We start from the raw sequence: 21,662 nt of genomic DNA, 5'->3' as shown, positions 1-21,662 counted from the left end.
CATACTACTAATAACCACAGATAGTATAGAAATAGATTCATTTTTTATGCAGCTCAAATGTAAACATCCACGAAAGCAATTGGAGCCCCCACACCTTTGTTAAAACTTTATCTAGAAAATTTAAAAAAGGTAATGCTGGCTTGAAAAAAACTCCAGCAATTGAAAGAATATGCCAATATTTTATATTCTTGACATAAAACATTTTTTTAGCGAATTTAATATCAGCCAAAGAGAGAATGTGAGATTTTTCCCATTTGGTTCTCATTTTGGGAGTTAACAGTCTATATGCCTTAATGATAGGGTTATAGTCCAATGCTTCAATGCAAAAAATTATTCCGTTTGGAGCCAATATTCTTTCCAATTCCGGAAAGGCGATATTAAGATCCAAATGATGAAGCATCCCGCTACAAATAATGATGTCAAACGTATTGCTCGGTAAGCCAGTATTTTCAGCATCACTCTGAACAAAAAAAGCGTTATCCAATTGTTTATTCGATGCATCACTCCTTGCGTTTACTACAGACTCCCTGCTGATATCTATACCCAGCGCTAATGATGCCCCACTTTCGGCTGCTAAAATAGCATTCTTACCATCCCCACACGCATAATCCAATACAATTTTATTGTGGGATTTTTCACGAATCCATGACTGAATGTACTTGGTTGAAAGATCTACAGTTGAGTAATATTTTTTATTTCCAGTTAGAACTTCAAATGTATCTCCGGCACCCTCAATTGCAGGATCTGAGTGAGCCCCCCTCCTTCTATAGGCATCATGAAACTCCAACTCCTCAAGCTTTCTATCGTTAAGGCGCAACAACCAACTCTCATTAGAAATTGCATCGAGAGACTCGATACTCTTTAATAGCCCATTCTTCACATCCATGATTTACCCCTTATCACCTGCATTAGACCCAAGAATGAACCTAGACCATAAAAATAGTGTTGTACAAAGAAATATTTTAATACCCGAACTCGCAACAAAAAGTTAAATTTGTTATTAAAAATAGAATAAAACACAATTAAAATTAGATAAAAAATTAAAGGCGCTATTAAGTAGGGCGAAACCAAAAGCGCCATTAGTGGCAATAGTGTTACATAGCAAAAAAAGGAGAGCGGGATATAATGCCTAAGGGAGCCAATCAAGACACCATGCTTCAAGGGATATGTCACCCAATATCCATTGCCTATCACATATTTAAGAAATTTTTCCGGATGAATTTTTGAAAAATAGTTAGCGCGTGCAGAGTTAATTAGTAGGAGGTTATAGCCTTTTGCTACTAATCGTTTATTAAAATCAATATCTTGAGAACGAATTAATCGTTCATTAAATACCCCGATTGAATTGATTGCCTCACTCTTATATACACAACAATGAAGCGTGTCCACGAATACATCATCTGAGGTACCCGTTCTAAATTTTGAATTTCCCACCCCAAAACTTGACCCAAGAATAAATGCAATTGCCCGCCCATTATCGTCGTCGAAGAGATAGCTAGTATTCAATACTGGGCCAACAGCACCCATTTGTATGGTTGAGTACTCAGTATATTTTTTATTGATCTCAACCACAAAGTTCAGCGATAGTGTTGCATGAGCATTCATTGCGCAAATATACTCATATCGAGCGTTTGCAATACCTTTGTTCCACCCAGCCGCTAAAATTTTCCTCTCATTCATAAGGAGGCGAACTGGAGATGCACCTTGATATTTAGAGGCAATATTTATAGTCTGGTCCGTACTACAGCCGTCAATCAGTAAAATTTCATAATCATCATTGGAATATTGCGCATGGATACACGCATTAATAATTGACTCAATACATAATCCAATGTAATTCTCTTCATTGAACGCTGGTATAACGAAGGAAATTTTTCTCATTTTTCAATAACAAATAAAAATTCATAAATAAAATAAATATTCCAAAAAATGATTTATAAAATATTTCAACTTCAAATATCGTTACAAAGGCTATTAAAGTAAAATTTATTATAATCACATTTTTACCCTCAAAATATATTCTTATTAATGGTTTTACAACACCTAAATTTAAATATGTGATGTTAGCAATAAAGAATGCTGTATATGCAGTTATAAAAACCAAAAATGGGACAATTTGAATATATTTTTCACTCAGATTTAATGGGAAAAATAAAATTGCATGGGAAATGACCATAATTACTATATAAACAATTGATGATTTTTCTTTTGATTCGTATATTTCACATATAGGCCTTAATAATATATAACCCAAGTAAACTGGCATAAAATAAATAGCCAATTTTATTGCTCCAGGGCTCTCCCGGATTAACGGTATATTTTCACATAATATAGTGGATATTGATTCACCAAAAAATACTCCAATATTAATGAAAATTAACGCTAGGAAAACTATATAGCCACTCAGTCTTTCCTTATTAAGCGATCCGCTCAATATAATTCCAGCACTTCTTGTTAGTCCTTCAACCATGCTTTCTGAAATCTTTAATATGTAAATAAATATTGAGAAAGATATTACTGCCTTACTACCATATGTTATCGCCGTGAAGAGTGGTATTGTCAAAAATATCAAATTGTGTTGAATAATATTTGTAATTCTATGAGCTATTCCAGATAAAAAATAATCTTTATACGGAATATTTTTTTTTATTTTTAATCCCGATAAGCTAATAAATAGAATTTTGAGGAATTTTTTGTCAGATAAGAAAAATAAGCATCCTAAATATGAAAATATATTATAATAAATAAATTGACTACTATTAGAAAATAAATAGAGTAAAAGTGGAATTAATCCGATTGCAATTATTTGAATTAAATCAGATTGAATGGAGCTTAGAGAACCCCTGACATAAGAGTAATAAATAAGATAAATACTATAGGGGAGCAACAATAAGCAATAGACCAATAGCTCTGAGTTACCAATTTCAATAACTCCCATGTAGCGCAGAATTATCATGACAACAAGCATGCCCAACGAGATAACTAAACATGCGGGCATCAACAACAAAATTAGGGCCCTTGTTATGTCGCCTCCATCCCCCTTCCCAGCATATGCGCTTACAGCTCTGTGAAACACCCCGAGTGTTGCAATAGGTTCTGAAAACGAAAAAAGCCTTCTGAGTAGTAAGTATGCGCCAAATTCAGCCGCATGCAACCTATCACCTGCAATTTTTATAGCTCCAAAAATTGCAATTGCAGTTATGATCGAACTGAAAGTAGAGACGAGTAATCTCGTTGTATTAAATTTCATCGCAACTATTGACTGGTTGACAGGATCTCTTAAATTGATTTTTCACTCTTGATGACAAAAAACAAAAGTTAATCGATCGAAACTTGGTGGCTCCCCAAGATATGCCAAAAAATTAAAGGTCATACCCACCTTCAGGTGGTAAGACCAATGCAATAGGACCGTTGCGTGCAGCAGTTTCAACCATGAATCTATTACTTGTGAGTCCACCAACAACCTTAGACGTCAAACGAAGACCAATCGCCCTGTTAACTATGGCCAATGCAGTCAAAGCTACTATCAATAAATAAAGAAAGATCCTTGGGGTGTGATTCACATAAAGTAATGCATATCTGCTCTTCCAAGGTCGTATTATTAAGTTGTAATCGGCATCTGGATCTGTAGAATTTTTTAAAATATCACCTTCGTCTGCAAAAATAATAGAAGCTAAATCTGTTATTCCAGGCCTTAAAAGCAGTAAGTTCATCTCATATTCATTGTAAAAATTTACACCATCTCTTACTTGAGGTCTTGGACCAACAAGACTCATATCGCCCTTAAGCACATTAATAAGTTGCATTACCTCATCTAATTTATATCGCCGGATCACTCTACCAATAGATGTAATTCTTGAATCATTTATTGACGTTGAATTTACGCCCGTTTTTTCCGCATTTGCAACCATTGATCTCATCTTGTACATCAAGAAATCTCTTCCCGAGCGCCCAACACGCTTAGCAAAGAAGATTGGGTTCTTAAAATCTTGCAGATATACGAGAAGTAGAAATACTACCAAGACTGGACTTAACAGCAAAAGGCCAAACAAAGAGATTGCAATATCGATGAGCCTAATTAACATTTACCATGCTCTTAATTTATCAAAAATTGCACTAGCATCAATATTGCCAACGCGCCTTAAATATGCCTGATCCCCAACCTCAGAAATGTACCCTCCAAATATTGAAAATCTTGCCCATTTCAATATCACTATGTTTGAATCAAATAGGGTATTAGCAACTATGCTGGAAAGCCCAGAATCGTTAAAGTGCTCTTCTACTATTGCAATTTTTCGAGATTTTTTCGCAATTTCACACAAGACATTAACATCCAGCGGTCTAATTTTGTAAATGCTATAAACCGAACTTTTAACGCCAATAGAGTCCAACATTTGATGGGCAAGCATGGCCTCACTAGTGATTCCACCAGTAACCAGAATTGAAATTCCCCCTCCATCTCCACACATCAAATTTATTCCATTGCCAACAGGCACCGAGGATTGCAGCTCAGCCTTCGCTTTGTCCAATCGGAGATACGATGGACAAGACTCCATTAACTGACTCTTCATGGAATCCCTAACTTCATCTATTGTCGAAGGGCTGTATATATTAATCCCCGGAAGCGCATGCATAACTCCAATATCCTCTAGGGCATGATGGGACATTCCAAGCTGTCCATAACTAAACCCAGCACCAACTGTAATAATTTTCACATTAGCTTGATGATAAATAACATCATTTCTAATTTGCTCCAAACATCTAATGGTTGGAAATACTCCAATTGAATATACGTAGACCAATTTACCCGAAAGTGCTAGTCCCGCAGCCACCCCCATCATATTTTGCTCGGCTATCCCCGCGTTAATAAATTGCTTTGGATTATTTTTGATAAATCTATCAAGAACGCCAAATCCAAGATCGCCTGTAATTAGTATTAAGTTTGGATCTTTTTGCGCAGCTAGATCCAATTCAGCAATAAAAGTATCCCTCATTTCTTAATCTGAATTTATCACTTCATTAACCGCGCTAGCATACTCATCTCCCTGGGGGGATCTGTAATGCCATAAAACACTATTCTCCATAAAAGAGACTCCTTTGCCCTTGATGGAGTGGCATATTATGCATCTGGGCTTATGCATATCAGAGGGAATTTTAAATGCTTCATACAACTCTGAGTGCGAATGGCCATCAACCTCAATCACGTCCCAGCCAAAACTTTCCCATTTTTGCCTAAACGGCTCAAGACCCATAGTATTTGCTACAGTGTCCAAGCTTTGTAACTTGTTGTAGTCAATAATTGCAGTTAGCATATTCAAGCGGTAATGGGAAGCAAAGAGCATGGCTTCCCAATTTGCCCCCTCATCACACTCACCATCGCCTAATAAGCAATAAGTGTTGAATGTCTTATTGTCCAATTTTCCTGACAGCGCTATTCCACAAGCCACCGAAAGCCCGTGGCCCAATGAGCCAGTTGAAAACTCTACGCCATCTACATTCTTATGCGAAACATGGCCGCTTAACCTAGAACCATTCTGGTAATGTGTTTTAAGTAGATCCACTGAGAAGAAGTTACTTTCAGCTAAGGCAGCATAAACGCCTGCACCAGCATGCCCCTTGCTTAAAATAAACCGGTCTCTATCCACATATAAAGGGTCATCTGCCCTAACCCGCAAAATATTGCCATATAAAACTCCAAGCACATCAGCAATAGATAGAACCGAACCAATATGGGATCCTCCCCCGAGATTAGCCATCTCTAATGCTCTTAACCTAATACTTTTTGCAAGGGCCTTACTTTTATTCACTTATTCACCAATGACAGCAAAACCTATATAAGGATCAAAATCTACGCGTTGAATTTTAAGGTTATTAGCCCCAAGAACATCAACCATTGCTCTAGTCTCTCCAGGCCACAATGGATTATCCAATTCATCAAAAGCAATCACCGCACCTTTTGGCATCAAAGGAATAAAGTTTTCTAGGGCAACTTTTGTTGGTCCATACAAGTCGAAATCCATAAACAATAGACTAACTAGTAAATGCGGGTTTTGCCTTACGAATACAGGTATCGTTTTCTCCGCATCCCCCCTTACAAGCTGCAGCTTATTGATATGCCCCAAAAATCTTGTACCATCAGCTATCTTGGCAAGTTCAATCAACTCATTTTCAGAATCAGAAAACAAGTCTCCTTGTTTAATCTGAGATGCGATACCTACATTATCAATATCATTAACATTTGGAAACCCTGAAAATGTATCAAATCCATAGATTCTTCTAGTTAAATTAACCGGCTCAAGTATCGAGGAAAATTTAAGCCATGAAGTTATGCCAAACCCTCTAAATACTCCACACTCCACAATAGAACCCTTAACTGGCAAAATCTTTTTATAAATCTCATACAGTGCTAAGAATCTAGTTAAATTTTGCCGTCTTACGTATTTTGGAAAATTTTCGAGTTTTATCTCCCAAGGCTCAGGATTTCTATCAAAACATGATTTATTTTTAATGGCCTCGTTTTTCTCGGCCTCCGTTCTAAGGCCTGCTTCTGGAGCAACTATCTTCATATTCAATCACTATCTTCTATAAAAAGTTAGAATTTGTTCGCAAATATAACTAATATCCTCATTTGATAATGAAGTATTCATGGGTAACAGCATATACCGACGACTCATTAATTCAGTCATTGGCAAGTCTTTATTTAAACCAAGCGAGGGATACTGATGGATTACTTTGCCCCCCCATTGAATAATAGTTTTAACACCTTGCACATCCAAGTATGCCCTTAATTCATCCCGACAATTAGCTTCAATTTCATAATTCTGAAAAATGTCAAAGTGATCACCATCCGAAGGAGGCGGAGGAAGCTTTAATGCTTCAAGTCCATCCAAAGAGCTATGGTACAGAGCAGCAATCTCTCTCCTACGCTCAATCTCTTTGGAGTAATGCTTAAGTTTGTATCCTAAAATTCCCGCCTGAAGATTATCAAGTCTTGAATTAAACCCCCACTGCATAACCTCACCACTTGGATGACGTCCATGGTCTCGAAGAAGTCTAATAGAATCGGCAATTCTTGAATCATTTGTAACTACAGCCCCACCATCACCAAATCCACCCAAGGTTTTTGAAGGATAAAAACTAAAGGTCCCTGCTACGCCAAATGTTCCAGCAAACTCTCCCTTGAATTTTGCCCCCAAAGCTTGGGCAGCATCTTCGATAATGATTAGACCATTCCTCTCAGCAACATCTTTAATCTCATTCATTTCTGCTACACGCCCATTTAATTGAACTGGCATGATTGCTTTAGTCTTTGAGGTAATTCGGTGCTCCAAATCGCTCGGATCCATTAAGTGGGACCAATCACATTCGACCAAAACCGGGGTTGCCCCCACATGAGCAATGGCAGCAGCAGTTGCCACAAAAGTATGTGATGGCACCAAAACTTCATCACCAGGGCTTATATTACTAGCCTTTAAAGCTAGAATTAATGCCATAGTTCCATCCGCAACACCAAGTGCGTATTTAACACCAAGATAGCGAGCTAGATCGCTTTCAAAGTTTTCCAGCTCTTTTTGCATAATGTATCTACCGCCCGAAAGAATTTCATCAATCAGCGGAAGCAAATCTTTTTTTTGACGCTCATACAAGACAGGGTAATTAAAAAATGGAATTATTTTAGAAGTCATATTTAATGGTGCAAAAAATTATTTAAGTGGGTAGATATAATCATAAATTTTATTAGCAATTAATTTATTTCCAGCTTCATTATAATGCCTGGGGTCTGCATAAAAATTACCGGCTGGTGGGGCGATTGCGGTAATATCAACACAGAAATTGACTTTTGAGCAAAATTTTCTCAAATCCTGATAGCGGCGATTAATTTCCAACAGATATTCCGGACTCATCTGCCCATAAAGCAAATAATCGCTACTTAAAATATCATGTGGAATCTGCCCATTCAACTGCATTATAGGCTGGAGAAAAACATAATATTGGGCGCCAAGCTCTTTTGAAACTTCATGCATTATTCTAATGTTCCCATACCACTGCTGACCCGCAGAGATTTCTTTTTGCCCCTCCAGATAAAATAAATTTTGAACTTTGTAAAAGTTGGGGGTTAAAGTTTTTTCAGATATATACCAAATCAGGGACATGAAACTTGGGAAATAAGTTGCTTTACTATCTACATTCTGCTTTACATACCTCTCAGAAGAATACATTGTGTAATGCAACCAAGTCCAAAATGGAATCTTTCCCTCAAGCCACACCGGTAGCCCCCCATACCCCTTTGTATCATTTATCCCATTCAAGGAAATTACATACTTGATATCCACATTTAAGCGTGGGGCATCCATTAGAAGTTTGAGTAGCTCCTGAGAAGATCCGTACCCACCAACGCCTCCATTTATAACCTGCAACTTTTTTCCAGATCTCTCAAGAAGTCCATTTAAGCAATATGGCCAACCATTGCCACGACTAAACTGCTGATAAAAACCATACTTTGTAGAGCCCCCTAGAGCCAAAATAGCGTCCCTGTATGATGAATTTCCATAGGCTACAAAAGGGCCAATAACCCGCCCTCTTTGAACAACACAAGAATCATAGTCATGCTAATGACCGTAAAAAAGGATGGGTTCGCATTTTCATGCAGGCTTTTGAAGATAGGTCACGCTCAATACTCGAGACATACATCCAGCCCACACTTTCTTTACCAAGTAACAACCGAGCAACAAAGGCGGTTGTTTCAACGCTAATTAATATTGCAATTGTAATTAAAACATTTATTAAGATGATTTTAATAGTCGAAAATTTCAAGATCATCCCCACTGTTAATGACTCCACTTCCGAAGCCTCTGGCTATCAATTACCGGCGCAAGAATTCTCGCCACCTCCTTACACCCCTCAACGTTATAGTGAATTGAATCGTAGAAAAAACGTCCTCCATCTACCCTATTTCCATTCAACGAGTCAGCCAAATCAAATGTATTCGCACCCGCTCTTTGAGCAGCCTCCAAATAAATGCGATTGAGTGATTGATAAAATTTAACTGCACTACCCCCCCAAAAAGCGACCCCATCCACAACTACCGGAACACGAAGGTCGAGATAGAATGACTCTTGACTAGCTCCATAAGATGAACTTTCGCTGATAACTAATAATTTGGAGTTATTTTTTTTAACGGCTTGATTAAAGACTCTTAAATTCTCAGTTGCTTGTTCGGAAAACTTATAAAAAATTTTATCTGGAAATTCCGTGTCGCTAGCAACAACCAATTGATGCGCATTCTCTTTATCTTTTTTTACTTTAAGATAATTTTGCGTAACATTACCTAACCCATGAAAGCGCTTACTCATCAGGAAATCTTGATAGGATATTCTCACCTGCGACACAAGCTTACATATAGCCAATCGTTCACTACATCGCTCCAGCTTAGATCTATCACCGTAAGTCTTCAAATAATAGTTTTTTAATTTTTCGTGATAGCCCCTAATTGACAAATTCTGATGGACTTCACTAAATCTATTCCCCCAACTAAAGTCGTTAGTGGCAGTACTAAGAACCACAAGATCAAAATGCATTCCTAAATTTTCAGTTAGGTACTTATAACCGTAATATGCATCTACAGAGTTAGCGCCAGACTGACCGGCATTGAAGGTGCGGACAGATCCAAGCTTATTGAGAAGCTCAACCCAACGATACCCTTCAGACACATAAAGAGCTTCAACGGTGCTGCTACCTATAAATAAGACTTTAAAATCATCGCGCCCTACTAAATCTGGCTCGATAAGATGTCTATTGCTGGTTCGAAAAATTGAATATGTTGCATTTTGATATAAGCCACGAATATCATAGACAATATCTAAATTTTTCCCCCAAAGTCTATTGCCGATCAGAACAGAATTTCTAATAGACTCAATATAATCTGGCGCTGGTTTTAATTCAACAAATTTTCTTGCAATAAATTCACAAAAAATCAAGGTCAAGCATAAGCTTAATATGCAAATAATTGCATTCAAAATATAGCCCCAAAAAACTACTCGCCCCCTAATCCAATTCATAACTAGTCTTGTAATCAACACTCAACGATTGCGATTGTCTTGGCTTTTCCAAAAATGCATTACCCACCACCAACACGTCTAACTCAGTTCCCATAAAGCATCTAAAGGCATCGGTTGGCGAACAAATAATAGGTTCACCGCGGACATTAAACGAGGTATTTACTAACACAGGGCAGCCTGTAAGCTCTTTGAAGTTTTTAATGAGTTGGTAATAGCGAGGATTAGTTTGCTCATGGACTGTTTGTACTCTTGCCGAATAGTCCACATGGGTTACCGATGGAATGGATGAGCGCAGGATATTGAGCTTTTCAATGCCAAATAAAGCCTCTTCTTCTGGGGTCATGGTGCGTTGCTTAGATTTAGCAACATCAGCCACGAGCAACATATAAGGACTATCAGAATCTAAATCAAACCACTCGGAGACATCTTCTCGCAATACGCTAGGCGCAAAAGGTCTAAATGACTCACGGTATTTGACTTTGAGATTAAGTAACTTTTGTATGGTGGGTGATCTTGGATCAGCCAAAATACTTCTACCGCCTAATGAGCGTGGGCCAAACTCCATGCGACCATTCATCCAACCAATCGCCTTGCCATCAGCCAGTACTTGAGCTGTCTTTGCGATTAACTCCTCAGAAGTATGGCTCGTGTAAACAGCGCCGCATTGGGTTAATTCTTTTTCAATTTGCGCTTGACTAAACTCAGGCCCAAGGTAAGAGCCCTTCATGCCATCTAAAGCATTTTGATCAACCACTCTTGGTTGATTGAGCATGATGTAGTAAGCACCTAATGCAGCGCCCACAGCGCCGCCCGCATCACCAGCAGCCGGCTGGATCCAAATATTCTCAAATACTTTTTCACGCAAAAGTTTGCCATTGGCTACGCAATTAAGTGCTACACCACCAGCTAAGCACAAGTTCTTCTGTCCCGTGCTCTTGGCAATTCCTCTAGCCAATTTGATAACAACTTCCTCAGTAACTGCTTGTACTGAGGCGGCCAAATCCATCTCACGTTGGGTAAGCTCAGACTCAGGTTGCCTTGGAGGACCACCGAATACCTCATCGAACTTTTTACTGGTCATTGTTAGACCAGTGCAGTAATTAAAGTAGCTCATATCCAAGGCAAACGAGCCATCTTCTTTAATATCAATTAAGTGTTTTTTAATCAGATCTGCGTAAATCGGCTTGCCATAAGGGGCTAAACCCATCACCTTATATTCCCCAGAGTTCACTTTAAACCCTGTGTAGTAGGTCATAGCGGAATACAGCAAGCCTAAAGAGTGTGGGAAATGAATCTCTTTAACTACTTCTAACTTATTACCATTTCCAATAGCCAGTGAGGTTGTAGTCCATTCGCCCACGCCATCCATAGTTAACACAGCAGCAGATTCAAAAGGAGATGGAAAAAAGGCGCTAGCGGCGTGACTTAAGTGGTGCTCCGAAAAGAGCAGGCGATCTTCCCATTTGATGTCTTTGCCCCATAAATCTTTAAGAGCATCGGTAATGACTGTCTTTTGAAAGAGCTTGTCTTTTAGCCACACGGGCATAGAAGTAATAAAACTACGCAGGCCCTTTGGCGCAAAAGCTAGATAGGTTTCTAGTAAGCGCTCAAACTTTAAAAAAGGTTTGTCGTAAAAAACAATGTAATCGACTTGAGCAGGTGTAATCCCTGCTTCTTTTAAGCAATAACCAATAGCGCGATCAGGAAAAGCCGAATCATGTTTTTTACGGGTAAAGCGCTCTTCTTGTGCTGCAGCAATGACTTGGCCATCACGCACCAAGCAAGCGGCAGAGTCATGGTAATACGCCGAGATGCCTAAGATATACATTGGCAAATATGATTTAAAACAGCGTGTAGATAAATGGGGCCAATACGGAGCCTTGAGCAAAAATCAATAAAGCGCCCAATAACACCATCACAATGATGATGGGCAATAGCCAAAGCTTTTTACGCTTATTTAAAAATGACCACAGCTCTTTTAGAAAGCCCATCACAAATCCTTAGAATTGATTTTTAAATGAATCTGGCTCAATGGGCTCCTTGTCCACCCAATAGCTAGCAACCTGACGTTTTTTTAATAACAACGCATCCCTGCCAAAAAGGCGGCCAATTAAGGCAACTGGGACAATCACTACAAAAAAGATAGTGCTCAAAACAATTGGGCTAACCACTTTTCCTAAAAACAGACTTAAGGCAAACCAAGCTTTATTCAGGGGTGCTAAAGCTGATGGGATAAAAATGGTGACTAGAGCGAAAATAATAGATAACGCTATTGAAACAATTGCCAACAATGAGGAATGTTTCCACTGGAAAAATGCAGAAGCCCCCGCAAATATTGCGGCAAATAACCAACCAAACTTTTGGTTGGAGGGGATATTTAAAGTGTGGTTCATATTAAATTCTTTATACAAAAGACACGTATTGTATTAATTATCACCTATAACTGCCCGACAAAATACCTGAGCTCTTGAGAAATTCCTTTAACCCCATAGTGCTTGGCTGTCCAATTATTAAAGGCTCCCCAGCAAATTCATTAAGTATCGAATTATCAATAAAACCTTTTTTACTTAAAGCTGAACGCTCCTCAATATTTTTTCTTAAATTCATGACTGCGTTTAAATTGAAATCAACACTTGCTGCCTCATCAACACAAGTAATCGGCAAACACCCAGCCGCAAATGCTTCTGGAATTTTCTCGGTCACATACCCTGGATAAACCCCATTTTCCGGACACAAATTAAAAGAATATTTTTCTAAGATTTCTTTTTTAGAAAACCCACTTCGATGATGATCTTTGATTGTCCGGTCAAAATAAGAACCCATGCCATCAACGGGCATATGTTTTTTTAATATCTCATAGCAACTTGCTCTTGGTGCACGCAAATGCGAAGTGATCAAAACTGCCTTTTGTGGTCTTTTTAAAAATTGATCACCCAACGGAGCCTGCAATCTATCTAACTTCAGCAGCTCTCCGTAACGTGGATTTTTATTGCCCACGATACCCTCATGGGACCAGTCAATTACCTCCATCCAATACGGAAGCCGAAAATGCCTATCTGATTTCACATTCAGATCATGAGAAATAGAAAAATCAGCTTGAATGTGATCATATCGTAAATTCTCAGCGGTATGAAATAGCGTTACTGGAGGCAGCTTTCTTTTGGATAACTCTTTTTCAACCCAACCCACCCATTGCCCAGCTTTTGAACGCCAAGATCTAGGCAACCAGCGCAGACGCGGCGCATTGACATCATAAAAAGAGCCGTAAATGAGCAAATCTGCCCAAACTGGGCTTACCCAGTCAATCTTGTAACCCAATGATTGGATAATCAGCGGCATCAGGCTGGTACGATAGTCGCTAGGGGTACCAAGACAGGCAATCCGTATCGTTTTTCGACTTCTATACATGTCATCATTCTATAGCTATGAACCTATACAGCATCGTCATTACGACCTTTGATCAGCGCTTTGAGCCCTTCTTGGTGCCCTTAATTAGCTCTATTAAAGCCTTACGACCCCAAATTGAAATCATTGTCATGGTCAATGGTCCAGCAAAAGGGTCTTTTAATGGCACCTACCGTAGCAAACTCTTGGAATTTCTAGCGGGTCAAGCAAATTGCTACCCAACGCTGTTTCCCAACTTTCAGGCCTTGGCTAAGCTCTGGAATCGAGGGGCCCTTACCGCAACTAACCATCGTATTTTGATACTAAACGATGATCTCGCAATTAATTTCATAGAATCTTCAAACTTTTTTGATCATCTTGAAAGCGAATTAGGGAATCAACCTCATGCATTTAGGATCAATGGTAGCTTCTCCCATTTTGTGGCAAGTAAAGAAGAATTAATCAAAGTCGGCTTTTTTGATGAGCGCTTATTAGGCATTGGCGAAGAAGATGGTGATTTTGTCTGGCGCTACCACGAAACCTATGGCCGAGAAATTCCTTCGATAAATATTCCTGGCATTGGAAATATTCAATCAAAAGTGGCCGATGAGGGCTTTACGAAAGGCATTGGCCATTACTCGAAATTTAATCGAGATTTCATCAAAACCCAAAAGTACCAAGAGGTACTCATCGGTGGATTCAAAGGCATGTTTGATAAGCGCTCTAAAAAAAGATTGTCCGATGAAAAGCAATACCCTTATGAAGATTTTTATCTAGATAATATTCATAAACTTTAATTACAAAATATCTTTATACGCACCCCTTACCTCTATGCCCTCTTTCGAATTAGCTAAAAGTGCCTTTTTAAGTGGGCTAAGCCTTTTAGAACAGCAGCAATTTGCACAAGCTGAAGCAGCCTTTAGAGAATCGCTCGTTCATGCACCTGATAGGCCTTCCACCTTAATTAATCTATCCATCACCTTAATCAACCAACAAAACTTTGATGAAGCAAAACAATTACTTGAAAAATTGCTGCATATTGAGCCAGATAATCCAGAGGCCTATTTCTATTTAGGGCTTGCTAACAATCATCTCAACCTAATTTCAGATGCCATCAAATACCTTGATAAGGCTACTGAAATGGCTCCACAATTTTTTGATGCCTGGCTACTAAAAGCCGACCTATTTGATACTCAGCAGTTGCCAATGAAAGCCCTCACTTGCTATGAAGCGCTCGTAGCCATCAAACCTGACTTTTTGCTGGCATGGAAAAATATGGGCTTTTTGCTAAGCGAACTCAAGCAACATGAGCAAGCAATTAACGCATACTCTCAAGCTTTAAAGCTGGATTCAAATGATGCTGATATTCACTTTGCAAAAGGCAATGCCTTGTCTGAATTAGGACGCAGTGATGAGGCACTGAGTTCACTGTATCGAGCAATTCAATTAAATCCCAACCATGGCAAAGCCCACTCTATTTGCGGCATCATCTTGAGCCGGCAAGGGTTGATTGAAGAAGCTCTGTGCTCCTATCAAGCAGCTTTAACTGTAGAGCCACAGGACTTTCAGACGTGGTCCAATCTAGGAGTTACCCTTCACGCTAACAATAAACCAGATGAAGCATTAGTTGCATATGACAAAGCTGTGAGTATTAATCCTCAATATGCTGAGGCCTGGTCCAATAAAGGCATTGCCTTAAATGATTTAAAACGCCATGAAGAAGCATTAGTTGCCTATGACAAAGCAATCAGCATTAATTCCAAATATGCTGAGGCCTGGTCCAATAAAGGCATTACCCTTAATGATTTAAAACGTCATGAAGAGGCTCTAGTTACCTATGACAAAGCAACTAGCATTCATGAAAATATCGATTACTTACTTGGTACACGCTTGCATACCCAAATGCAAATTGCGGACTGGGTAGGCCTTGACCAAAGATTGGCGATACTCAAGGAAAAGCTTGAGCAAAGTCTGAATGTGGCACCACCATTTCCACTACTTTCGTTAATAGAAAGTCCAAAACTTCAACAGCAAGCTGCGCGGTCTTGGATTAAAAAGAAAGCGCCTGTAAATTCCAGTCTTGGGCCAATTTCTAGAGAGCTAAAGCGCGGCAAAATTCGCCTAGGTTACTTTTCTGCGGACTTTCGCATTCATCCAGTTGCGCTACTAATGGCTGGCGTATTTGAGCATCACGATCGCAGTCAATTTGAAGTCTTTGGATTTTCTTATGGCCCCAAGACCAATGATGAAATACGAGCAAGGCTTGAAAAAGGATTTGATCAATTCATTGAAGTTCACGATCAAACAGACCAAGAGGTGGCTAAGCTTGCTAGGGCACATGGTATTGATATTGCCATCGACTTAACGGGACTCACTCGCTTTAGTCGGCAAGGTATTTTTGCCCATCGAGCCGCACCAATCCAAGTGAACTATCTAGGCTATCCAGGTACGTCTGGTGCTGGTTATTTTGACTATTGTATTGCTGATAGTACGCTCATCCCCGAGGATGAAGCGCAGTACTATGAAGAAAAAATTGTTTATTTACCGCACACATACCAAGCAAACGATGATAAACGAGCTGTGTCCTCCAAGGTATTTACAAGAGAAGAGTGTGGACTACCTCAAGATGCATTTGTATTTTGCTGCTTCAACAATAACTACAAAATTACACCCACTATTTTTGCGATTTGGATGAATATTCTCCAAAGAGTAGAAAAAAGCGTCCTCTGGTTATTTCAAGACAATCCAATGGCAGCCAAAAACTTATTGTCAGAAGCAGTAAAATGTGGCATTCCTAGCGATCGAATTATTTTTGCAAAACACATGTCGCCTGCCGATCATTTGGCACGCCATCGCTTAGCAGACTTGTTTCTAGATACCCTTCCCTATAATGCCCACACCACCGCCAGTGATGCATTGTGGTCTGACTTACCCATCATCACAGTATTAGGAAATGCTTTTCCAGGAAGGGTTGCTGCAAGTCTATTAAAAGCCATTGGACTACCCGAGCTGATTACCCAAAACCCTAAAGAATATGAAGAGTTAGCAGTAAGCTTGGCCACGAATCCAGCAGCATTGCAGCAGATAAAACAAAAGCTAATTGCCAATAAAGCTAAAGAGCCACTATTTAATACAGGCCTATTTACTCAAAATCTTGAAAAAGTCTACGCTACGATGTACGACCACACATTCAATAGCAATCCAATAGAGCCAATTGATATTAAATAAAATATCCAAAGAATATTAATAGAGCACTCAACTACTATTTGCAGAAAATCTTAAATTTCTAAATTTAAAATCGTGGTGAGCGTATTGTTGCACGTTAGTATTCAACGAGTCTCCATGGTAGGCGCCTAGTAAATTCACCAAAGGTTTTTCTAACTCGATGATAATAAATAGGGGGATGATTGAGCCCATAAAATATGCTTTCAATTACATGCACAAAAGCAGTATCTATACTGTGAATTTCTTTGGCACCCAATATCAACTGATTCCAATCAAATATGTTGTTGGTTAATGCGTGAACCTCAATAATCTTCATATCATCAGGATTGGGGATATTCAACGGGTAACTGACCATTCCAGATTCACGGTTGCAAACCAAAATATAGGGTTCATTTTCTGAGTTCAATTGGTTAAAAAGCAAACTTGATTTTGGGCCGGGCGGAACACTTCCATTGACCCACCGTAAATTAAAATCAATCTGATGCTGCTCATAGAAAAACTCATCGAAACGCTTTACATCTACATTATGAATACCAATTGGCAAATATTTTGAGTTAAGAAACCCTGCAAGCTGCCTCGCCTCTCTACCGCTCTCTACCGCAAATAAGTAAACGTTATCCAAGTCTTGAAACATCCATGCTAACGACTGGTAGCAACGATGAAGGCAGGCATAATAAAACTTCACCTTTGGATGACGTTTTGATAGTTCTCTGACAAGCCCCAGACAAATAATCCCGTCGCCAAGACCCAAATGAGGCTCCAGCACAACGACATCATTTTTCCTGGGAAAAATCAAATTTTTGATAGCGCGCTTAACGTTGGTATCACGAAACTTCATGAGTTTGCTGATTTTCTATATGAATGCCGCTGGGTCGAAAAAGATCTTATTTATCAAAAGCGAGAGCCACTATAATAGCCGTCAGTAGTATTAGCTGATTGATACAATTATAAATCTCATCATTTTATTCCGCCGAAATACATGTTTCCAGTACCTACTATCGTCATCTCGCTAAAGAGAGCGCAAAATCGCCGAAAGAATGCAGAGAGGGAATTGTTAGATCAGGGTGCTGATTGGGAGATATTGGATGCGATTGACGGACTAAAACTTCAAAATACTCCACCAGAGTACAACGAAAAGAAAGTTTCAAGATTACTAGGATTTCCGCTCACGCTCTCTGAAATTGGATGCTTTTTATCCCATAGAGAAGCTTGGTTAAATTGTATTGAAAAAGATCAGACTGTTTTAATACTAGAAGATGATTTTGTTCTGGCTCCAAGTATTAAAGAAGCCATTTCTTATCTGCTAGAGAATCAAGCCTGCTGGGATGTCGCAAGACTACAGGGTCTTACCAAAACAAGTCACACTGTCATAACAGCATCTGATAATTTTCAAATAGTTGCAAACAAGGATGATCCATTGGGTGCAACTGCATACCTCTTGAAGCCTTATTCTGCCAAAAAATTACTGGTTGATTCACATGAAATTTATGAGCCTCTTGATCACTTCCTAGAGCACCATAAAAAACATGGTCTCAGAATGGTGGCCATAAAGCCCTACCCAGTTTCCACAAATGGCTCTGAATCTACGATTTTTGATAGGCCAGATAGAAAATCAATCTCTGGGTCTAAAAAAATGATGCGCAGTATTTGCAGGGCGTTTGATCGACTTTTTAACCCCTATCCTTGGTTCCCCAAATAAATACTTGCCTATAGGGCATTTAAATATTAAATTCATTTGGTAATTCAACCATACTCAATGTGATTTAAATCACAAGAAAAATTCTATGAAAGCAGTTCTTTTGGCAGGTGGTCTGGGCACCCGAATTTCTGAAGAGACCAACCTGCGCCCAAAACCCATGATTGAGATTGGTGGCAAACCGTTACTTTGGCACATCATGAAAATGTATTCCAATCATGGGATTCATGACTTCATTGTTTGCTGCGGCTATAAGGGATATTTAATTAAAGAATATTTTGCAAATTATTTTCTACACATGTCTGATGTCACTATCGATATGAGCAAAAATTCAGTAGAAGTCCACCAGCAATATTCTGAACCATGGAAAATTACTTTAGTTGATACTGGGGAAGCTACACAAACTGGCGGACGACTAAAAAGAGTTAAAGACTATTTAGATGGCGACTTTTGCATGACCTACGGCGATGGAGTGAGCTCGATTGATATCTCTTCATCTATTGCATTCCATAAGCAACACGGTAAATTAGCCACCATGACTGCGGTTCAACCTCCTGGCCGCTTTGGATCACTAAATCTCGATGGGACAAAAATTACCTCCTTCCTGGAAAAGCCTCAGGGTGATGGTAGCTGGATCAATGGCGGTTTTTTTGTGCTTAACCCAAAAGTAATTGAATTGATTGGCGGCGACAATACCGTCTGGGAAAAATATCCGCTTGAAAATTTAGCACAAAATAATGAGTTGCAAGCCTTCTTTCATAAGGGTTTCTGGCAGCCCATGGATACTTTGCGCGACAAGAATCAGTTAGAAGAGCTCTGGGCCTCTGGTAGCGCTCCGTGGAAAACTTGGTCATGAACCTAGCGAGTGTCGATCCTCAGTTTTGGAAGGAGAAATCTGTGTTTCTGACGGGGCATACCGGCTTTAAAGGGGGATGGTTAGCTCTATGGCTCAGCTCTATGGGCGCAAAAGTCACTGGATATGCGCTTGATCCAAATACTTCTCCAAACTTATTTGAAGCACTGTCCCTAAAAACAGCTCTAAATCACTCCCATATTGCCAATATCTGTGATTTAGATCGCTTGCAAAATGCTTTAACTACCTGCAATCCCGAAATTGTCATTCACATGGCTGCGCAACCTCTAGTGCGCTACTCCTATTCCAACCCCGTTGAGACTTATATGACCAATGTCATGGGGACTGTTCATGTTTTAGAAGCAATCAGAAAATCAGATAGCGTGAGAGCAACTGTAGTTGTCACCACCGACAAATGCTACGAAAATAAAGAGTGGGTATGGGGCTATCGAGAGAATGAACCCATGGGAGGCTTTGACCCTTACAGTAACAGTAAGGGCTGCGCTGAACTAGTGACCTCAGCCTATCGCCAGTCGTATTTCTCAAATCCAGCCGGCAATCCCAATAGAGTCGCTTCTGCAAGAGCGGGCAATGTCATTGGTGGAGGGGACTGGTCCGAAGACCGCCTCATCCCAGATGCACTCAAGGCATTTGAAGCAAATACGACTCTAATGATTCGCAATCCGCTAGCAACTAGGCCATGGCAGCACGTCTTAGAGCCTTTATCTGGATATCTAATCTTGGCGCAATCACTTTATCAAGATGGTGACAAATACAGTTCTGCCTGGAATTTTGGCCCTCAAGATCGGGATAATCGCTCTGTTCAAGAGGTCATTACCTCTTTATGTAAGCAATGGGGATCAAATGCAAAATGGCAACAAGATGCTAGCTCTCAACCCCATGAGGCCGGCCTATTAAAACTCGATTGTTCAAAGGCTAGCCAGCAATTACGATGGGAGCCCAAATGGAATCTCGAAACTGCTATTGAAAAAATTATCCAATGGCATAAGGCATATCTAGCTAAAAAAAATATGCAAGCCATCACACTCGGTCAAATTGATCAATATATCAACACGAATAATTCTTAATTTATATGAACATACAAACCATTGATGCTAAAAAATTAGAGCAAGAAAAGTTACGTAAGCAAATTGCTCAATTAGTTGATCAGTACGCTAGCTTAGAGTTCTCCGAAAAAGTCTTTGAGCCCGGACAAACTGCTGTGCCACCTTCTGGCAAACTCATTGGCGCGCAAGAGCTCAAGAATATGGTTGACGCCTCTTTGGATGGCTGGCTAACTACTGGTCGCTTTAATGACTTATTCGAGAAAAAACTAGCGGAATTTATTGGAGTGAAGCATGCTATTACGGTGAACTCTGGTTCTTCTGCCAATCTCGTTGCCTTCTCCACTCTGACCTCCCCCAAGTTGGGCGATAGAGCAATCAAACAGGGCGATGAGGTTATTGGTGTTGCGGCAGGCTTTCCAACAACCGTTAACCCCATTATTCAATTCGGGGCAGTTCCAGTATTTGTCGATGTTGATCAATACACCCACAATATTGATGCATCCAAAATTGAAGCAGCAATTAGCCCGAAAACTAAGGCAATTATGCTGGCCCACTCTCTTGGAAACCCATTCAATTTAGATGTAGTCACAGCTATTTGTAAAAAGCATAATCTTTGGCTAGTGGAAGACTGTTGTGATGCACTTGGTACAACTTATAAAGGTCAAATGGTAGGCACATTTGGTGATATAGCGACTTTAAGTTTTTATCCAGCACATCACATCACGATGGGGGAAGGTGGTGCGGTATTTACTAACAACTATGAACTCAAACAAATTGCTGAAAGTTTTCGCGATTGGGGGCGAGATTGCTATTGCCCTCCGGGTAAAGACAATACCTGCGGTAAAAGATTTTGCTGGAAATTAGGTAACCTACCTGAAGGTTACGACCATAAGTACACCTATAGCCACCTAGGCTATAACCTTAAGATCACCGATATGCAGGCAGCTTGCGCTTTAGCGCAATTAGAAAAGGCACCAGCATTTATTCAGGCTCGCAAAGACAACTTCAAATTTTTAAAAGAGCGTCTTAGTACTTGTGAAGAATTTTTACAGCTTCCCGAGATCACCGAAGGATCAGACCCTTCTTGGTTTGGCTTTCCGATTACCGTAAAAGAAGGCTCCCCAGTCTCTCGACTGGATCTGACTACCTATTTAGATCAAAACAAGATTGGCACACGCTTGCTTTTTGCCGGTAATCTGACAAGACAACCTTATATGGTGAATGCCAAGTATCGCGTTAGCGGAGAATTAATCAACACTGATAATGTCATGAACAATACCTTTTGGATTGGCGTGCAGCCTGCACTGACTCCAGAAATGCTGGAATTTGTGGCGAGTAAAATTGAAACCTACTTAGGTCTAAACTTCTAACCGACCACC

General features: G+C 39.7%; 21 protein-coding genes. 6 read left to right on the top strand and 15 right to left on the bottom strand.

Annotation, left to right across the window (positions count from 1 at the left end; translation table 11 throughout):
• Positions 1-37: 37 nt before the first annotated feature.
• The 14 genes from FD968_RS01745 to FD968_RS01680 form a co-directional block, all read right to left on the bottom strand.
• On the bottom strand, positions 38-886 hold the full coding sequence (locus tag FD968_RS01745; protein ID WP_215367086.1) for a class I SAM-dependent methyltransferase: 849 nt from the start codon (positions 884-886) through the stop codon (positions 38-40).
• Positions 877-1,881: a glycosyltransferase gene (locus FD968_RS01740; RefSeq protein ID WP_215367084.1), complete on the bottom strand. Its 1,005-nt coding sequence runs from the start codon at positions 1,879-1,881 to the stop codon at positions 877-879. Before FD968_RS01740 ends, FD968_RS01745 begins: the two co-directional genes overlap by 10 nt.
• Positions 1,844-3,250 (bottom strand): hypothetical protein, encoded by a 1,407-nt coding sequence (locus tag FD968_RS01735; RefSeq protein ID WP_215367082.1) that lies wholly within the window; start codon positions 3,248-3,250, stop codon positions 1,844-1,846. The genes FD968_RS01740 and FD968_RS01735 overlap by 38 nt, the downstream gene beginning before the upstream one ends.
• Before the next feature lie 112 nt (positions 3,251-3,362).
• Positions 3,363-4,085 (bottom strand): sugar transferase, encoded by a 723-nt coding sequence (locus FD968_RS01730; RefSeq protein ID WP_215367080.1) that lies wholly within the window; start codon positions 4,083-4,085, stop codon positions 3,363-3,365.
• Positions 4,086-4,994, bottom strand: a complete 909-nt coding sequence (locus FD968_RS01725) for a transketolase family protein (RefSeq protein ID WP_215367078.1) — start codon at positions 4,992-4,994, stop codon at positions 4,086-4,088. It lies immediately after the preceding gene.
• A 3-nt stretch (positions 4,995-4,997) separates the two neighbouring features.
• Positions 4,998-5,807, bottom strand: a complete 810-nt coding sequence (locus FD968_RS01720) for a transketolase (protein WP_251367599.1) — start codon at positions 5,805-5,807, stop codon at positions 4,998-5,000.
• On the bottom strand, positions 5,808-6,566 hold the full coding sequence (locus FD968_RS01715) for a TylF/MycF/NovP-related O-methyltransferase (protein WP_215367076.1): 759 nt from the start codon (positions 6,564-6,566) through the stop codon (positions 5,808-5,810).
• A 9-nt stretch (positions 6,567-6,575) separates the two neighbouring features.
• The gene (locus tag FD968_RS01710) at positions 6,576-7,685 is read right to left on the bottom strand and encodes a DegT/DnrJ/EryC1/StrS aminotransferase family protein (RefSeq protein ID WP_215367074.1); all 1,110 of its coding nucleotides are present in this window, start codon (positions 7,683-7,685) and stop codon (positions 6,576-6,578) included.
• Positions 7,686-7,703: 18 nt separating this feature from the next.
• Positions 7,704-8,522 (bottom strand): SGNH/GDSL hydrolase family protein, encoded by an 819-nt coding sequence (locus FD968_RS01705; RefSeq protein WP_215367072.1) that lies wholly within the window; start codon positions 8,520-8,522, stop codon positions 7,704-7,706.
• A 306-nt stretch (positions 8,523-8,828) separates the two neighbouring features.
• Complete coding sequence (locus tag FD968_RS01700) at positions 8,829-10,058, bottom strand: SGNH/GDSL hydrolase family protein (RefSeq protein WP_215367070.1); 1,230 nt, start codon at positions 10,056-10,058, stop codon at positions 8,829-8,831.
• Positions 10,045-11,886 (bottom strand): carbamoyltransferase, encoded by a 1,842-nt coding sequence (locus tag FD968_RS01695; RefSeq protein ID WP_215367915.1) that lies wholly within the window; start codon positions 11,884-11,886, stop codon positions 10,045-10,047. The genes FD968_RS01700 and FD968_RS01695 overlap by 14 nt, the downstream gene beginning before the upstream one ends.
• A gap of 13 nt (positions 11,887-11,899) precedes the next feature.
• Positions 11,900-12,049, bottom strand: a complete 150-nt coding sequence (locus tag FD968_RS01690; RefSeq protein WP_215368154.1) for a DUF5989 family protein — start codon at positions 12,047-12,049, stop codon at positions 11,900-11,902.
• 9 nt (positions 12,050-12,058) lie between these two features.
• Positions 12,059-12,469, bottom strand: coding sequence for an SxtJ family membrane protein (locus tag FD968_RS01685; RefSeq protein ID WP_215367068.1), 411 nt, complete (start codon positions 12,467-12,469; stop codon positions 12,059-12,061).
• A 22-nt stretch (positions 12,470-12,491) separates the two neighbouring features.
• Entirely contained in the window at positions 12,492-13,466 is a 975-nt protein-coding gene (locus FD968_RS01680) for a glycosyltransferase family 10 domain-containing protein (protein WP_215367066.1), read from the bottom strand.
• Positions 13,467-13,483: 17 nt separating this feature from the next.
• On the opposite strand from FD968_RS01680, the gene FD968_RS01675 reads away from it, so the two are divergent.
• Both FD968_RS01675 and FD968_RS01670 read left to right on the top strand, forming a co-directional pair.
• Positions 13,484-14,239 carry a glycosyltransferase family 2 protein gene (locus FD968_RS01675; RefSeq protein ID WP_215367064.1) on the top strand — a complete coding sequence of 252 codons (756 nt, stop codon included), beginning with the start codon at positions 13,484-13,486 and terminating at the stop codon, positions 14,237-14,239.
• Positions 14,240-14,273: 34 nt separating this feature from the next.
• Positions 14,274-16,670 carry a glycosyltransferase family 41 protein gene (locus FD968_RS01670; protein ID WP_215367062.1) on the top strand — a complete coding sequence of 799 codons (2,397 nt, stop codon included), beginning with the start codon at positions 14,274-14,276 and terminating at the stop codon, positions 16,668-16,670.
• Positions 16,671-16,764: 94 nt separating this feature from the next.
• Here FD968_RS01670 and FD968_RS01665 read toward each other — a convergent pair whose 3' ends face one another.
• Complete coding sequence (locus FD968_RS01665) at positions 16,765-17,505, bottom strand: hypothetical protein (protein WP_215367060.1); 741 nt, start codon at positions 17,503-17,505, stop codon at positions 16,765-16,767.
• 141 nt (positions 17,506-17,646) lie between these two features.
• On the opposite strand from FD968_RS01665, the gene FD968_RS01660 reads away from it, so the two are divergent.
• The 4 genes from FD968_RS01660 to rfbH all read left to right on the top strand — a co-directional run bounded on the left by FD968_RS01660 (position 17,647) and on the right by rfbH (position 21,653).
• Positions 17,647-18,366, top strand: coding sequence for a glycosyltransferase family 25 protein (locus FD968_RS01660; RefSeq protein ID WP_215367058.1), 720 nt, complete (start codon positions 17,647-17,649; stop codon positions 18,364-18,366).
• 85 nt (positions 18,367-18,451) lie between these two features.
• On the top strand, positions 18,452-19,219 hold the full coding sequence (rfbF, locus tag FD968_RS01655; RefSeq protein ID WP_215367056.1) for a glucose-1-phosphate cytidylyltransferase: 768 nt from the start codon (positions 18,452-18,454) through the stop codon (positions 19,217-19,219).
• Positions 19,216-20,304: a CDP-glucose 4,6-dehydratase gene (rfbG, locus tag FD968_RS01650; protein ID WP_215367054.1), complete on the top strand. Its 1,089-nt coding sequence runs from the start codon at positions 19,216-19,218 to the stop codon at positions 20,302-20,304. The genes rfbF and rfbG overlap by 4 nt, the downstream gene beginning before the upstream one ends.
• A 5-nt stretch (positions 20,305-20,309) precedes the next feature.
• Positions 20,310-21,653 (top strand): lipopolysaccharide biosynthesis protein RfbH, encoded by a 1,344-nt coding sequence (gene rfbH / locus FD968_RS01645; protein ID WP_215367053.1) that lies wholly within the window; start codon positions 20,310-20,312, stop codon positions 21,651-21,653.
• The last annotated feature ends 9 nt before the right edge of the window (positions 21,654-21,662 follow it).

It is taken from the genome of Polynucleobacter sp. AP-Titi-500A-B4 (assembly GCF_018688095.1).
In the GTDB taxonomy this organism is placed as follows: Bacteria; Pseudomonadota; Gammaproteobacteria; order Burkholderiales; family Burkholderiaceae; genus Polynucleobacter.
The sequence above is the reverse complement of the archived record's forward strand: the minus strand, read 5'-3'. Positions and strand labels throughout refer to the sequence as shown.

Coding starts and splice junctions, on each gene's coding strand:
- FD968_RS01745 (WP_215367086.1), bottom strand. CDS start 886: ATGGATGTGAAGAATGGGCTATTAAAGAGTATCGAGTCTCTCGATGCA.
- FD968_RS01740 (WP_215367084.1), bottom strand. CDS start 1,881: ATGAGAAAAATTTCCTTCGTTATACCAGCGTTCAATGAAGAGAATTAC.
- FD968_RS01735 (WP_215367082.1), bottom strand. CDS start 3,250: ATGAAATTTAATACAACGAGATTACTCGTCTCTACTTTCAGTTCGATC.
- FD968_RS01730 (WP_215367080.1), bottom strand. CDS start 4,085: ATGTTAATTAGGCTCATCGATATTGCAATCTCTTTGTTTGGCCTTTTG.
- FD968_RS01725 (WP_215367078.1), bottom strand. CDS start 4,994: ATGAGGGATACTTTTATTGCTGAATTGGATCTAGCTGCGCAAAAAGAT.
- FD968_RS01715 (WP_215367076.1), bottom strand. CDS start 6,566: ATGAAGATAGTTGCTCCAGAAGCAGGCCTTAGAACGGAGGCCGAGAAA.
- FD968_RS01710 (WP_215367074.1), bottom strand. CDS start 7,685: ATGACTTCTAAAATAATTCCATTTTTTAATTACCCTGTCTTGTATGAG.
- FD968_RS01700 (WP_215367070.1), bottom strand. CDS start 10,058: ATGAATTGGATTAGGGGGCGAGTAGTTTTTTGGGGCTATATTTTGAAT.
- FD968_RS01695 (WP_215367915.1), bottom strand. CDS start 11,886: ATGTATATCTTAGGCATCTCGGCGTATTACCATGACTCTGCCGCTTGC.
- FD968_RS01690 (WP_215368154.1), bottom strand. CDS start 12,049: ATGGGCTTTCTAAAAGAGCTGTGGTCATTTTTAAATAAGCGTAAAAAG.
- FD968_RS01680 (WP_215367066.1), bottom strand. CDS start 13,466: ATGTATAGAAGTCGAAAAACGATACGGATTGCCTGTCTTGGTACCCCT.
- FD968_RS01675 (WP_215367064.1), top strand. CDS start 13,484: ATGAACCTATACAGCATCGTCATTACGACCTTTGATCAGCGCTTTGAG.
- FD968_RS01670 (WP_215367062.1), top strand. CDS start 14,274: ATGCCCTCTTTCGAATTAGCTAAAAGTGCCTTTTTAAGTGGGCTAAGC.
- FD968_RS01665 (WP_215367060.1), bottom strand. CDS start 17,505: ATGAAGTTTCGTGATACCAACGTTAAGCGCGCTATCAAAAATTTGATT.
- FD968_RS01660 (WP_215367058.1), top strand. CDS start 17,647: ATGTTTCCAGTACCTACTATCGTCATCTCGCTAAAGAGAGCGCAAAAT.
- rfbF (WP_215367056.1), top strand. CDS start 18,452: ATGAAAGCAGTTCTTTTGGCAGGTGGTCTGGGCACCCGAATTTCTGAA.
- rfbG (WP_215367054.1), top strand. CDS start 19,216: ATGAACCTAGCGAGTGTCGATCCTCAGTTTTGGAAGGAGAAATCTGTG.
- rfbH (WP_215367053.1), top strand. CDS start 20,310: ATGAACATACAAACCATTGATGCTAAAAAATTAGAGCAAGAAAAGTTA.